12 protein-coding genes and 1 other annotated feature are annotated in these 14243 nt (G+C 39.4%); of the genes, 8 read left to right on the top strand and 4 right to left on the bottom strand.

Annotated features, from left to right (window positions below):
• The first annotated feature begins 153 nt into the window (after positions 1–153).
• From O4M77_RS04820 to O4M77_RS04850, 7 genes are all read left to right on the top strand, one after another.
• Positions 154–816 carry an IS1595-like element ISAcra1 family transposase gene (locus O4M77_RS04820; protein WP_004783898.1) on the top strand — a complete coding sequence of 221 codons (663 nt, stop codon included), beginning with the start codon at positions 154–156 and terminating at the stop codon, positions 814–816.
• Between the two features lie 279 nt (positions 817–1095).
• Positions 1096–2796 carry an NAD-dependent malic enzyme gene (locus tag O4M77_RS04825; protein ID WP_323713942.1) on the top strand — a complete coding sequence of 567 codons (1701 nt, stop codon included), beginning with the start codon at positions 1096–1098 and terminating at the stop codon, positions 2794–2796.
• Positions 2797–3225: 429 nt separating this feature from the next.
• Positions 3226–3441: a cold-shock protein gene (locus O4M77_RS04830; protein WP_004782814.1), complete on the top strand. Its 216-nt coding sequence runs from the start codon at positions 3226–3228 to the stop codon at positions 3439–3441.
• A 102-nt stretch (positions 3442–3543) separates the two neighbouring features.
• Positions 3544–3771, top strand: coding sequence for a hypothetical protein (locus O4M77_RS04835; RefSeq protein ID WP_004782813.1), 228 nt, complete (start codon positions 3544–3546; stop codon positions 3769–3771).
• Positions 3772–3841: 70 nt separating this feature from the next.
• Positions 3842–4039 carry a hypothetical protein gene (locus O4M77_RS04840; protein WP_034706083.1) on the top strand — a complete coding sequence of 66 codons (198 nt, stop codon included), beginning with the start codon at positions 3842–3844 and terminating at the stop codon, positions 4037–4039.
• Positions 4040–4523: 484 nt separating this feature from the next.
• Entirely contained in the window at positions 4524–5054 is a 531-nt protein-coding gene (locus tag O4M77_RS04845) for a nicotinamide-nucleotide amidohydrolase family protein (protein WP_323713943.1), read from the top strand.
• Positions 5029–6248, top strand: a protein-coding gene (locus tag O4M77_RS04850) for an IS3 family transposase (protein WP_200230925.1) whose coding sequence is annotated in 2 segments (ribosomal slippage) — positions 5029–5305 and positions 5305–6248 — 1221 coding nt in all. Because the reading frame shifts where the segments join, the coding sequence is not laid out codon by codon here. Before O4M77_RS04845 ends, O4M77_RS04850 begins: the two co-directional genes overlap by 26 nt.
• Positions 5304–5420 (top strand) — a sequence feature (AL1L pseudoknot). Its footprint overlaps the gene before it by 117 nt.
• 168 nt (positions 6249–6416) lie before the next feature.
• Here the strand turns inward: O4M77_RS04850 and O4M77_RS04855 are convergent.
• The 4 genes from O4M77_RS04855 to O4M77_RS04870 all read right to left on the bottom strand — a co-directional run bounded on the left by O4M77_RS04855 (position 6417) and on the right by O4M77_RS04870 (position 12962).
• Entirely contained in the window at positions 6417–9332 is a 2916-nt protein-coding gene (locus O4M77_RS04855) for an ImpA family metalloprotease (RefSeq protein ID WP_323713944.1), read from the bottom strand.
• Between the two features lie 251 nt (positions 9333–9583).
• Entirely contained in the window at positions 9584–10564 is a 981-nt protein-coding gene (locus O4M77_RS04860) for a class I SAM-dependent methyltransferase (RefSeq protein WP_323713945.1), read from the bottom strand.
• A 318-nt stretch (positions 10565–10882) separates the two neighbouring features.
• Positions 10883–11581 (bottom strand): pirin family protein, encoded by a 699-nt coding sequence (locus O4M77_RS04865; RefSeq protein ID WP_323713946.1) that lies wholly within the window; start codon positions 11579–11581, stop codon positions 10883–10885.
• 163 nt (positions 11582–11744) lie between these two features.
• Complete coding sequence (locus tag O4M77_RS04870; RefSeq protein WP_323713947.1) at positions 11745–12962, bottom strand: L,D-transpeptidase; 1218 nt, start codon at positions 12960–12962, stop codon at positions 11745–11747.
• 206 nt (positions 12963–13168) lie between these two features.
• On the opposite strand from O4M77_RS04870, the gene hemE reads away from it, so the two are divergent.
• Positions 13169–14239 (top strand): uroporphyrinogen decarboxylase, encoded by a 1071-nt coding sequence (gene hemE / locus O4M77_RS04875; RefSeq protein WP_179992059.1) that lies wholly within the window; start codon positions 13169–13171, stop codon positions 14237–14239.
• The last annotated feature ends 4 nt before the right edge of the window (positions 14240–14243 follow it).

The following is a 14243-nucleotide window of genomic DNA, read 5'->3' on the forward strand; positions in this document are numbered from 1 at the left end:
CTGATTTTTTAGATAAAGCAGATAGATAACAAGCTAATTGATCTAATTTCTAAGATATTTTCTTATTAAAAAAATAAATGAATAAAAACGAATGCATATAGCTTTAATTTCTAAGGCTCTAGACTAGCAAAATGATTATGTTAGTCTAGAATCATGATAGAAAACAGTAAATTAAGTCACTACAAGATTAAAAAAATTATTCAATGCTTTTGTGTTGATATTCCTGCTTCCAAAACAGCCTTATTACTCAATTTAAATCGTAATACGATTAACTATTGGTACATGCTTTTTAGAGAAACTATCTATGATCATCAAACAGATTTAAGAGCTAAGTTTGTTGGTTCAATAGAAGTAGATGAAAGCTATTTTGGAGCGAAAAGGCAACGTGGGTTTCATGGAAAGTTAAAGCGTGGTCGTGGGACTCTAAAACAGCCAGTATTTGGAATATTCGAACGTAATGGGCGCGTCTATACTGAAATCGTACCTGACTGTAAAATGAAGACTTTACAAGAGGTTATCATTGGTAAAGTTTCACTTGAGAGTGTGATTTATAGTGATGGATGGCGTGGCTATAATGGTCTTGTTGATGTGGGTTATTCAAAGCATTTTAGGGTAAATCACGGAGCAAATGAGTTTGCTAGAGGAGAATGTCATATAAATGGAATAGAATCATTTTGGAGCTTTTGTAAAAGAAGGCTAGCAAAGTTTAACGGCATATCAAAAGAGTACTTTGATTATCATCTTAAAGAAACTGAATGGCGTTGGATGAGGGAACCTAATGAGTTAGCAACTGAGCTGTGGAACCTCATTAGGTAAAATTAAGTGTAAATCTGCTAGTCTAGAGCCTTTCTAAAATTTAATCTCAGGCAATTAGCTTAAGCCTAAATTCAAAAAGTATGATCCAAATTTTTATCTGACAAGAGGATATAAAAATTTAAAGCTTATTTCATTGCCGTTATCAGTTTATTAAATAGAACATTTTTCATTATTAATTCGCTGAATGACTGAAACAGCTGAAAGTCGACTAGGATAGTAGGATAATTTTTTGTTCTTTTCGGCTTTCATTTATGTCGAATTTTAAAGTGCGAGTTAAAAATGGCAACTGAACCTCTGAACCCTAAACGTCCACTTTATATTCCCTACGCAGGTACTGCATTACTTGAACTCCCATTGCTGAATAAAGGCTCAGCTTTCTCTGTAGAAGAACGTATTCATTTTAATTTACATGGACTTTTGCCCCAAGTAATTGAATCGATTGAGGAACAAAGTCAGCGTTCGTATCAGCAATACTGCTCATTCAATGATGCAATCAATAAGCATATTTACCTACGTAACATCCAGGACACCAATGAGACGCTTTTCTATCATTTGATCGAAAATCACTTAAGCGAAATGATGCCGATCATCTATACGCCAACGGTAGGAGAGGCATGTCAGCATTTTTCCGAGATTTATCGCCGTCATCGCGGGGTTTTTATTTCCTATCCAGATCGGGATCATATTGAGCACATCCTGCATAACGTGAATCGAAGAAATGTCAAAGTGATTGTGATTACGGATGGAGAGCGCATTCTTGGTTTAGGTGATCAAGGCATTGGCGGAATGGGTATTCCGATTGGAAAGCTGGCTTTATATACGGCCTGCGGAGGCATTAGTCCGGCCTATACCTTGCCAATTACCTTAGATGTAGGCACGAACAACGAGCAGTTGTTGAATGATCCGATTTATATGGGATGGCGTCAGCCTCGTATCACCGGTGATGAATATTATGAATTTGTCGAAATGGTGATACAGGCAATTCAGCAAAGATGGCCCGATGCGCTGATTCAATTTGAAGATTTTGCCCAGCACAATGCCATGCCTTTACTGGAAAAATATCGAGATCGAATATGTTGCTTCAATGACGATATTCAGGGTACGGCAGCTGTGGCAGTAGGCAGTTTGATTGCGGCTTCCTATGCGTCAAACAAACAATTAAAAGATCAGACCATTGCTTTCTTGGGAGCAGGTTCAGCCGGTTGTGGGATCGCTGAACAGATTGTGGCAAAAATGGTGGCAGAAGGCCTGACTGATGCTGAAGCGCGTAAGCGGGTTTTTATGGTGGATCGCTTCGGCCTTATTACTCAAAACCAGCCAAACCTATTAAATTTCCAGAGAAAACTGGCTCAAGAACCAGAAAATATTGCTGAATGGGGAAATGCCGAAGAGATTATTTCTCTATTGGATGTCATCAAATATGCAAAACCCACAGTACTGATTGGGGTCTCTGGACAGCCGGGATTATTTAGTAAAGAAGTAATCACGACCATGGCTGAAAATTGTGAACATCCGATCATCCTTCCTTTATCGAATCCTACTTCTCGCGTAGAAGCTGTTCCAGCCGATATTATTCAATGGACCAATGGGAAAGCTCTGATTGCTACAGGTAGCCCATTTGCACCCGTTAATTATCAGGAACACATTTATACTATTTCTCAATGTAATAACTCTTATATTTTCCCGGGAATTGGACTAGGCGTGATTGCTTCAGGCGCTACACGAGTCACGGATAATATGCTGATGGCATCAAGTAATGCCTTAGCAGAATGCTCTCCAAAACTTCAAGACCCAACCGCCAATTTGTTGCCAGATCTGGATCAGATTCAGCATATTTCCAAGATTATTGCTCTAAGGGTTGCACAAGCTGCGGTTGAGGATGGCGTCGCTCCAAAAGTTGGTTCTGAGGTGCTGCAGAAAGCCATAGATGCGAATTTCTGGATACCGGAATACCGGGAATATAAGCGTGTGACCTTTTAATATTATTAGGGAAAGGGCAGTCTAAAATTAAGTAAAGCAGAGCGATGACATTGTTATTTCTCTGCTTCTTTGTTTGCAGGAAACGAAAGTACACTAAAATGTAGAAGTTTAATTCACTCAAGCAATATGGATTTATTTTATCAAGTCGTTGAAATTAAATAAAATATAATGAAAATTCTGTAAATAATAAAATAATATTTATAAGGTAATTAAATATATATATAAGAAAACTTGATTATTTTAAATCTTCCTGTATACTGGCCTTAACTAGAAAAAAAAGTCTTGTTGCAAAAAATCTTCCTTAAGTATCGTCGTTTTATTCATAATCCTTCGTTTTATCCAGATTTTAAGTTCCATTCTTTATTATTTTCAAAGTTACAACTGGTCATTCAGATGACTAAAAATTATTAAAAATTAGTAGGTTTTATTATGTCAAACTCAAATATTGTTAAAGGTACTGTAAAGTGGTTCAACGAAACTAAAGGTTTCGGTTTTATTCAACAAGAATCTGGTCCAGATGTTTTTGCTCATTTCAGTGAAATTGCTAGTTCAGGTTTTAAAACCTTAATGGAAGGTCAGCAAGTTGAATTCAGCGTAGTTCAAGGTCAAAAAGGCCCAAATGCTGTAAATATTACTGCGCTATAAGTCTGTAGAATAAAAAAGCACGCATCAGTGCTTTTTTATTGTTTTAAATAAAAGTTAAAAAGCTTTTTCTAGATTGGAAGAAGTATAAAAATAGGATACAAGTTGTTAAAAATTAATGAATTAATTGCAAAATCTAAAAATGGTACAGAAATTATTGTTTCTTTGATTCCCTTGAATAAAATGCAAAATACACGTCAAGGTTTTAAGGAAATTGAAGTAGGTAAAAGAGTACTGCTTCAATCAGGAATCGAAGTTGACCTGAATCTAGACGGTCGTACATTTTATACATCTTTAAATCAATTATTTAAATTAAATCATAAAGTTATTTAATATTTAAATTATATATTGGCTAACCAATTTCTAGCCGATCTCTCTTATAATCATTACTAAAGGTTTATTTATGCTTAAGCAAAATATTAATGTGAAAGATCAATTCGGTGTTCAATACGTGATTCAGGCTACTGTTGACCCTGATTTTGTTCATACCCAATCGGATTCTAACGTTAAACATATTACGGTTGAAGGTGAAAATATTCGCCCAAGTTTTGAAATGTTTTTTCAAAGCACCATCAGCGGCAAAATTTTCAAAATTATTTAGTGGTCATATGACATGACCAAAAGTGAATATAAAAAATCCTGGTATCTTGCCAGGATTTTGTCTTTGAAATTATTCACTTCTTAATTAAACCTATTCATCGTCTTATAAATAAACCCTGAATTAATAAGCACATTTTAGTTCACACTTAAATCGACTTAGCCATCATTTCAGTGATCTATATTTTATATCTTCTACTATTTATGCTTTTAGGCATACAACTATCATGAACCTATAAAAAATCTAATACACATCAAATCAGAAAGCCAATCAGAGTTAAAACCCGTCAAGGTTATTATAAGTTTCGTTGGTATGAACTTAAGTCATATAAATGACTGAGGATATACAGCTGGTTTAAGGTGGTGAGCAAGGGCAGTTAAGTTTTCTTTTTGCTAGGACATTCAGAAGCTAAGTATTTAATCTTTTATTTTTGAATATTTAATACTCTATAGATGATCATAAAGTCAGGAGTTTACTCTATGAATAAATGTATAAAATTACTCGCCAAAAAAAATTAAGTATTACTTTTCTAGAGAGTGCATCAGCAGGTTACCTGGCTTACCGATTTTCCCAAAATAAATATTCTGGCGATATTCTATATGGTGGACTGGTGTGTTATGACATGGGTGTCAAAGAGAATATTTTAAAAATCAAACCTGAATTTATTAAAAAATATACCCCGGAATCTATGGAAGTCACGCAGGAAATGGTCAGAAAAGCCAAGAAAATGTTTTATTCTGATATTTATATTGCCTGTACAGGACTCTTAAAAAGAGGCGGGACAGAAACCAAAGAAAAGCCAGTAGGAACTTTTTTCTATGTAATTTCTTATAAAGATGAGCTTTATAGTTTCCGCTTTCTTTGCAGAGGAAAACCGAGAGAGAAATTAAAAAAACTGGCGAGAAATATCAATCTGAGCTTAATTGAAATCCTTGAAGGCAGTGAACCGTACCGGGTTTGTCGGAGAGTCAATATTCTGAGAGACTATCCCGATGACAAAATTAAAATATACCCCTGAAATCAGAGAAAGAGCGGTTCAATTATTGATTGAATCTGAAAAAGATTATCCATCGAATTGGGCTGCGATCACCGCTATTGCTCCCAAGATAGGTTGTACTCCTGAAACACTACGTGTTTGGTATCAAAAATATTTAGATAAACAAAATCCAGTTAAAGTACAGCAGCTTTCAGACCAAGAACGTATCAAACAACTCGAACGCGAAAATAAAGAACTGCAACGCGCCAATGAAATTCTACGTAAAGCAGCCGCTTTTTTCGCCCAGGCGGAGCTCGACCGCCCACACAAATAATGGTGGATTTTATCCATAATAATAAAGAGCTGTACGGAGTCGAGGCGATTTGTAGAATTTTACCGATCGCACCTTCAACCTATTACCGGACTCTAGATCTCTGCGAAAATCCAGAACATCGAGCAAAGCGAGATTTACATGACTTGCATCATGCTGAGGAGATTAAACGAATTTGGAAAGAAAGTTCAGGTCGATACGGTGTGCGTAAGGTCTGGCAACAACTGAAACGTGAAGGCTATGTGATTGCACGTTGTACAGTTGCTCGATTGATGCAGAAGCTAGGTATACAAGGTGTTTGGCGCGGTAAGAATAAACAAACTACCCGTAGCCGGGATGACCAAAAACGGGCAGATGATTTAGTGAAACGTAATTTTAGTGCTGATCATCCAAACCAACTATGGGTCGGTGACTTTACGTATATTCAAACTCATTCAGGCTGGGTCTATACCGCCTTTATTATTGATGTGTTTTCACGAGCAATTGTTGGATGGAAAGTATCTACACGGATGAATACAGATATGGTGCTCGATGCATTGGAGCAAGCATTGCATGATCGCGGCATGCCAAAGAATGTGATTCATCATTCCGACAGAGGTGTGCAATATCTTTCCATTCGCTATACCAATCGTTTAGAAGCAGCAAATTTACGAGCATCAGTCGGTACGACTGGTGATTCATACGATAATGCTTTGGCTGAAACGGTGAATGGCTTATACAAAACAGAGGTAATTGAATATCTAAAAGCAGATTGGCAAGGTTTAGCAGATGTACAACTTGCGACACTAAACTGGGTAGATTGGTTCAATAAAAAGCGTGTACACAGTGCACTGGGTTATGTATCGCCTTTTGAGTTTGAAGCAATGTACTATGATAAGATTAACCCGTTAGGTCAGGTGGCCTAACTTAAATAAAAAAGTCTCCGACAAACCCGGTACGGTTCACAGTCGGGACAAGAAAAATAAATAGCTATTTATTTAGTTCTCACTGATCGCTAATACACAGATCATGAAAATGTTCTGCTATAAAAAATCCCAGCCGAAGCCGGGATTTTTTTATATTAAATTGGTCAATTAGTAAGGATAGTTAGGGAGAGGGCCGTTTGCTGGAATGGTGAGCCATTGTCCTGTTGCCAGGCGATTTGAACCGCCATCTGGTTGCGCATAGAAATACAAAGGTGCGGTAGGCAGATTAAGCATGGCGACTGAAGCATGTGCGGTTGCAGTTACAGGCAAGCCATAAAGTGCATAGAAATCTTTTAGGTCATAGCCCATGATTTTTGAACTGAGTACATAAATCAGGTCAGGGCGGCTCATGTTTTTCGCATTAAATGCAGCTAGTCCCAGTTTATTCTTATCTGCTTGAGAAGCTTTACTTAAATCGATCTGGTTATATAAACGTTGTGCCGTATTCAGTAGGCGTATGAACTCAAATACACCCTGAAGATCAGGTCGTGATTTACCTTGATGTAAACGGGTATAGTTCATGGCCATCTGGATATGGAAAGCCTGCATCGATACATGATAGCCATCTTGCCATAAGCGTTTTTCCATGGCGGCACGTTGTGCCTCACCTGACAGACCAAGACTTCGTGTATCCTTGATATTGGCATATAAAGTTGGGTGACGGAAATTGCTGGCATTACTGTCCTGAGCATATAGATGATATTTACGCATCATGCTTAGGCCTGCCAGAATGTTGTTATTACATTCCACTACGCAACCAATAGTTTTCCCGGTTTCAGTGGAAGGGAATACCATGGTTAAGACATCCTGAACAGTATTATGTCCCAGTTCATGCACCCAGCCCCAACCGGTATCAATGCCAGTTGACCCATCTGATGGATTTCCTGAGCACAGGAAGCCACAGGTCGCAATCCAGCCCACAAAATGTTGAACATTCGGGGCACGATGAACTGTGCCGGTACAATCCCAGCCTAATTCATTACAACGCTGTGCCGTACTGCTATCCAGCGGCATGTTGTTATAACCGTTGGCAATGTGGTTACTGTCAAAGATTACGCCCTTAATCTGATCCACATAGGTACGTGCCGATCGATCACCAATGGCTTTTAAAGCATAGTCATTGGTCTGTTGAATTTCACCACCAACAAATTTAAAAGTGTTCCAGCCGAAGTTTCTACTTTGCAGGATGCTGGTGGCTTCGCTAATATCCGCTTCAGTGATCATTTGAGTAAAATCATAATGCGCATATTTTGCTGCGCCTTTGATTTTTAAGGTCACCACCGAGCCTGCTTTGGCATTGCTGTAATTCAACATCAATGGTCCACCGAACGGGCTAATAAAGTCATTGCTTTGAGTGGCGTCTAATTTTACGGTGAAACTATTGGGACGGCGAGGACGTTTATAGCCGCCATCATCAAAGGGATTGCCCCAGGCACGTAAATAGCTGGTCTGGACTGAAAGCTGCGCACCCTGAGCATCAACAATCTCAATACTGACAGGTTTGCCCGGAATGCTGGCACGACCAATTGCGGTAATTCCACTGCCTTGTGGAATGGTCACGGTAATGGTTTCGGCTTGAGCACTGACAGCCATGTTTTGTGCAGAGGCTGGCATATAATCGCCGGCACCATTTGGATTCACCAATGTGGTTTTGCGTTTATAGTCCGTCCAGGAGTCGCTGGCATAGGTACGCATAAAAGTCAGAGCATCGCCATTTTTCGACAGTCCGCTGTAATTCACGCCTGGACGCCAGAGATCTGCCAATAACACCAAAGCTTTTAGAATCTGATTATTATTTTTTGCGCTAAATGCAGTAATGCCTTGTGCATTTAAATTTTGTAGATTGGTAGAAGCTTTATTGATGGTTTGAATCAACGGATTATTGGCATTTAAATCACCTAGACGTGCCGCACTTGGTGACTTGAAATATTCCAGCATTTGGATCGTACTATCGATGTCATTCACTTTATTCCATTGATCTGTGATAGAACGTCCTGAAGACATGAGTAAAGTATCTTGGCCACGCCAGTAATTATTATTGGTCTCAATCTTCAATGCCGAAAAGATTTTTTCCATCGGTGTAGTGACGTTATAACCCATTGCCTGGAAATATATTGGCTTACCTGCCTCCAGATATTCCTGAATCAAGCTGGATTCAAAATTATTGGCGCCAATATTACTGCCTAAAATCATCAGGTCAGCATCTTTCCAGCAGGTATTGGTTTGATCCAGTACATTACATTGTAGAAAGGTAACTTTAACCCCTAAATGCTGGGAAAAATAACTTTCTATCATGCTCAGGTTGGTTTGTGCCAGGCCATTCACGGTAAGTTTTAATTCTTGTTTAGGCTGTGCTTGTGTTTTCCCCGTCAATAGCCAGCGAAAACCATTGTTGAGCACGGGTGCAAAATCTACCACGTCAGGACTATTCGCTGAGATTCCCCCAAGCATATTCTGGCCAAAAGCCAGCGCACGGCCTTTACTGATTTGTGATGCGACTCCCAGACCACAGCCTTTATTCGCCTGCTGACTTAAATTCCAGCCGCAGGCTTGATCTGAAACTGCGATTGGCAAAGCTGCGCTTAAATCATAAGGATAAAAATTAATCGAAGCAGTTGGCGTAAATTGCAGTTGAGGTTGCAAAACTTTGCCATTCGAACTGGTATAGAGTGAGGTAATTAAACCCTTTTGCCATGTTTGTTGTTGCTTGGCGAGCTGCAAGGCCCAGTCTAACAATGTGGTGGAATCTTGCTGAATCAAAGGTCGGGCATCACCTGTACTCAATGCCTTATTAATCCGGGTGGTCGTTGGCGTTTGTGGATTTAAAGGTGGTGTACTGCCATCAGGTGTTTCTATAGGTGAGGGGGATGATTCCTCGTTATCAGGTGGATGGGTTGTTGATGGTGGATTAACAGCAGAATCTGGTGTTTCTGCAGGAGAAGATGTTCCGCTACTGCCACCTCCACCACAGGCAATCAGACTCATCGATAGCGATAAGGCTAGTAAGGTTGTTCTCAACCTCAAATAATTTCTTTCCACAATTTTCCCCAAGGTATAACCAAAAAGACGACATTATTTTTAAAGTTGTCGTAAATATCAGATGAGAATTATAGAAGTACGTGGTGATAAAATAGAACTAATATTTTATTTAAGTATATGTTTTTTAATGATAAATAATTATTGAAAATAATATTTAATGTGATGCGGATTGAGTTAATTTTTATTTGTTTTAATTAGGCCGCAGTTTAAAAATAGCCACAACCCGAGCTGAAATTTTATGGTCTATCAGTTTTGACTTCGAACTTGAGTAGGGCCAGCGCAATTCTTTCTACATGTTGATAAGCAGGTTGCTCTAACTCCTCACCGAAAATATCCGGATCAATTTCCTCATAACACCAGTCAATATTTTGATGCTGTTTCATCAAGGCTTCCAGATGCTGTAAGAAGCGATTGCCATCCTGACAAATAGTGACGCCAGTATATAAAAATAGACGTCCATCTGGACTGAGTCGTTGTAAACCCTGTTTAATAATCTTAAAAGACAATTCATTACCATCCAGTTCATTGCCACCATGACGGTATTGCCGTTGATCTGGATCAATTAAATAAGGGGGATTGGCAAAAATCAGGTTGAACTGGCCTTCAAGATCAGAAAATAAATTACTTTGCACAGGATGAATCGAATTAAAACCTGAAAAATCGATATTAATCTGGCTATAGAGAAGAGCTTTCGGATTCAGATCTGCGACAAAGATTTCCTCATGATCTGGAAAATGTTTAGCCATATGAATTGCAGCAGCAGAAGTGCCACAGCATATTTCAGCCGCTCGTTTAAAAGAATTGGCCTGGCAAGATAAATATTGCTTTAAATGATAGGCAAAGCGGTAAGTATCAGGACCAAAAAAAACAGCGTCCTGTTGGGTCGTAGGAAAGGCTGAGTGAATAAATAATTCGTCTTCGAGTGAAGCGACTCTGATCAGACTTTTATATGCATTATTCTTAACTTCTAGAAGCTGATGTTCTAACAATAATGAAAAAAGAACAGGATCAAGATCGGTAATTGTAAATTCCAGATTCCAGCCAAAGATATCCTGTAGGGTTTTCTGTTTATTTTTTTCGCTTCTTTTGCGATCCAGAATCCGTTGATGAGAAAGTGGGGTAATGGCGGTAAACTGATATTGCTGTTGTTTTAAAAAATTTAATAGAAAGTGCAGAGCTTGTTGCTGGCTATTTTGAATTTCTAAAATCTGGTTCATTAGATGTGCTCTTCGGTTTATTCAGAATAAATGAAAAGGTGCATACACCTGTTTAATCTATACAAGATAATGACCAGAACAGCCATTCGCTATATTCATTCGCTATATTGATCCAATCAAAATGGATCAGCTCAATCTTCGCCCAAAATTTGCTGTTGTTCGGTAAAAAACTGATGTGAATTGGTTTAATTTGTATAGTGGTATATTGAAGTTCAAATCCTTATAAAGAATGAATCACTTTTATTTTTATATGTTTTCTATAAAAATGCCGACTGATCAAAATGATGAGTCGGCATAGACTGAATATAAATAGAAGTTTTAATGGGTAGCTTCTGGTAAATCAAACCAGATCACCTGAGCATCTTCAATTGCTTTAATTTCTGCGTCATCCATAAAGGCAATCGCACCACCAGCTTCAACTGTATATTCTGCAATTTGTACTGAGCCAGAAATCACATGTACATAATTGATATGCTGGGTTGCCTTAATATCTAGACTTTGACCTTGCTGGATCACTGCTGTTTTGACTTCTGCATTTTGACGAATGTGCATGGGTGCATTGTCATTCGGTCCACAGATTAAATGCCATTGATTCGGTTGTTCTTTGGCATCCAGACGAATTTGCTGATAATTCGGCTGAGCATCACGTTCATTCGGAATGATCCAGATTTGCAGGAGATGTACCTGTTTATCGCCCTGGTTCATTTCACTATGACGTACACCGGTTCCGGCACTCATCAATTGCCATTCACCTGCTGTAATACCGCCATGATTGCCCATACTGTCCTGATGAGTAATCGTACCTTTCAATACACAGGTCAGAATTTCCATATTGTCATGCGGATGGGTACCAAAGCCCTGATGTGCATCAATCAGATCATCATTAATAACGCGTAATGCACTCACGCCCATATAGTTCGGATTGTACCAATTGCCAAATGAGAAGCTGTGTTTAGACTCCAGCCAGCCCATTTTTACATGACCACGATTTTCACTGGGATGTAGAAAAGCTTTCATGAATTTATCTCACTTTAATTTTTAACTTGAGATCATCATAACGTTGTTTTAATTCTTAAAAAATTATAAACAGGCGACAGATCATTGCATTTTTGCAACGATGTAAGAGAAAGCAGGTATAAAAAAGCCCACTCGTAAGCAGGCTTAAGTATTTAAATAAAGATTATTCAAGGAAACGGACAGTTACACCTGATTTCACTTTACGGCCTAAATCATTCGCATCCCAGTTAGTCAGACGGATACAACCGTGTGATGCAGTTTTAGAGATTGCAGATGGATTCGGTGTACCGTGAATACCAAATGATTTTTTGCTTAAACCAATCCAGATATTACCTACAGGACCGTTTGGACCAGGTGGTAAAGAAAGTGGTTTCTTGTTATTGCCCTGAACGAAGTTAGATGGTGAGTAGCTATACCATGGGTTTTTCGCTACGCCAGTCACTTTATAAGTTCCTGTTGGCGATGGAGTACTTGAGCTACCAATCGTTGCAGGGAAAGAAGCAATCATCTGGTTGCGGCTATTGAACAGATAAAGCTGCTTGGCACCTTTATGCGCTACAATTAAATGAATATCTTCAGGCACTTCATTGCGGATATTGGCAACAATCAGCTTTTCCCCAGCTTTCTTAAAGGTAGCTTTTGGATTTAACTTTTTCAAAAAGTCTTCATCCATATGGAATTTTTCACCCAGCATTTCAGTCACGCGAGTGTAATATAGACCTTTCATTTTTGCCTGTAAGGCATAGTCAGAAGGAATAGACTCGGCATAAGGACCTTTCAGGTCTTCTTCAGTGATAGTGTATTCCACAAAAGCAGGCTTAGATCCTTGTTTAGCCAATAGGGCATCCCAAGTTTCCTGAGTCAACGTACCTGTTGGTTTAATACCATTCATTTGCTGGAAAGATGCAATCGCTTTCAAGGTATTTTTACCGCTAGTACCGTCAATCGCACCTGGAGAAGCATGGGCATTATTTAGCATGACATGCGCACGTGCATACACCGGAAATTGGCCTTTACCAATATCTTCATACCAGCTTGCATTATTAAGGCCGTCTAAAGTCCAAGATGCTTTCGCAGCAGCAGAATTTGTCGGTGCTTTAGTCGTGGTTGGAGCAGCACCGATATTGGCAGTCTGGTCTTCAGTATCTTGTAATACATCTAATGCTTCAGAAGCTTTCTTCAGATCTTGTTGTTCTTGAGCACTAATTCGAGTTTCTACTTGTGCTGCCGAAGCTTCAGTCGCTAAAGGATCAATCGGATCCTGAACCGCAACATCAGTGACAACTTGGGGGTTTAATGGTTGTTCAGCATTAGACGCAGCGAAAACAGTACCTGCGAAAATGCAACCTAGACTCACAGCGAGCATTGTGCGAACGAACATGTAACTCAACCTTAAAAATATTTCGTTAACTATGTGAAAAAACACTATAAGTATTACAGAAAAAATGTGGAGATGCAGTAGTTCTTTTGTGTAGTTCCTCACATTTGATCACTTAACATGATCGGTTTTTAAAGTCATGAGAAGTTATTCAAAATGCAGCCATTTTGTTATGATGTGGGCAATATCAAAGATAGATAGGAAAGTGAATGACGACCTTAAAAAATGATCGTTTTCTGCGCGCATTGTTACGTGAACCTGTAGATACTACCCCTGTATGGATGATGCGTCAGGCAGGCCGTTATTTACCAGAATATCGAGAAACACGTGCCAAAGCAGGGGATTTCCTTTCTCTTTGCAAAAATACTGAATTTGCCTGTGAAGTGACTTTGCAGCCTTTACGCCGTTATGAGCTGGATGCGGCCATTTTATTTTCGGACATTCTGACTGTACCAGATGCTTTAGGTCTGGGTCTGTATTTTGAAGCAGGTGAAGGTCCGAAATTCCACAAAACTGTGCGGACTGAACAGGATGTGGCTAATTTACCCAAATTCAATGCCAAGTCTGACCTTGATTATGTAATGAATGCAGTATCGACCATTCGTTCCGCTTTGGGTGGGCAAGTACCATTGATCGGCTTCTCTGGCAGTCCGTGGACCTTGGCGACATATATGGTTGAAGGGGGTTCGAGCAAAGACTTCCGCTTCACTAAAAACATGATGTACGCACAGCCAGAGGTTCTGCATGCTTTATTAGAACGTTTAGCAGATGCTGTGACTGAATATCTGAATGCCCAGATTGATGCCGGTGCTCAGGCAGTACAGATCTTTGATAGCTGGGGCGGGGCACTTGCTCATCGTGAATATATTGAATTTTCACTCAATTATATGCAGAAAATTGTGGCAGGTTTGCAACGTGAAAAAGATGGCCGCAAGATTCCAGTGATTCTGTTTACCAAAGGTGGCGGTCAATGGCTGGAGCCAATGGTTGCGACCGGTGCAGATGCTTTTGGTCTGGACTGGACTACACCGCTTAATGTTGCGCGTCAGACTGTTGCAGGCCGTGCCGCACTACAAGGCAACCTGGATCCGGCAACTTTATATGGCACTCCAGACGCGATTGCTAAAGCGACCAAGTTGATGCTGGATGATGCCTATGCTAACGGTGAAAAAACCGGTTATGTAGCCAACTTAGGTCATGGTATTACCCAGTGGGTGGATCCAGCCAATCCTAAAGTATTTATTGATACCGTACATGAGTACAGCGCTAAATACCTTTAGGATG

Source organism: Acinetobacter sp. YWS30-1 (assembly GCF_033558715.1).
Classification (GTDB): domain Bacteria; phylum Pseudomonadota; class Gammaproteobacteria; order Pseudomonadales; family Moraxellaceae; genus Acinetobacter.

Coding starts and splice junctions, on each gene's coding strand:
- O4M77_RS04830 (WP_004782814.1), top strand. CDS start 3,226: ATGTCAAACTCAAATATTGTTAAAGGTACTGTAAAGTGGTTCAACGAA.
- hemE (WP_179992059.1), top strand. CDS start 13,169: ATGACGACCTTAAAAAATGATCGTTTTCTGCGCGCATTGTTACGTGAA.
- O4M77_RS04860 (WP_323713945.1), bottom strand. CDS start 10,564: ATGAACCAGATTTTAGAAATTCAAAATAGCCAGCAACAAGCTCTGCAC.
- O4M77_RS04820 (WP_004783898.1), top strand. CDS start 154: ATGATAGAAAACAGTAAATTAAGTCACTACAAGATTAAAAAAATTATT.
- O4M77_RS04870 (WP_323713947.1), bottom strand. CDS start 12,962: ATGTTCGTTCGCACAATGCTCGCTGTGAGTCTAGGTTGCATTTTCGCA.
- O4M77_RS04845 (WP_323713943.1), top strand. CDS start 4,524: ATGTATAAAATTACTCGCCAAAAAAAATTAAGTATTACTTTTCTAGAG.
- O4M77_RS04865 (WP_323713946.1), bottom strand. CDS start 11,581: ATGAAAGCTTTTCTACATCCCAGTGAAAATCGTGGTCATGTAAAAATG.
- O4M77_RS04825 (WP_323713942.1), top strand. CDS start 1,096: ATGGCAACTGAACCTCTGAACCCTAAACGTCCACTTTATATTCCCTAC.
- O4M77_RS04840 (WP_034706083.1), top strand. CDS start 3,842: ATGCTTAAGCAAAATATTAATGTGAAAGATCAATTCGGTGTTCAATAC.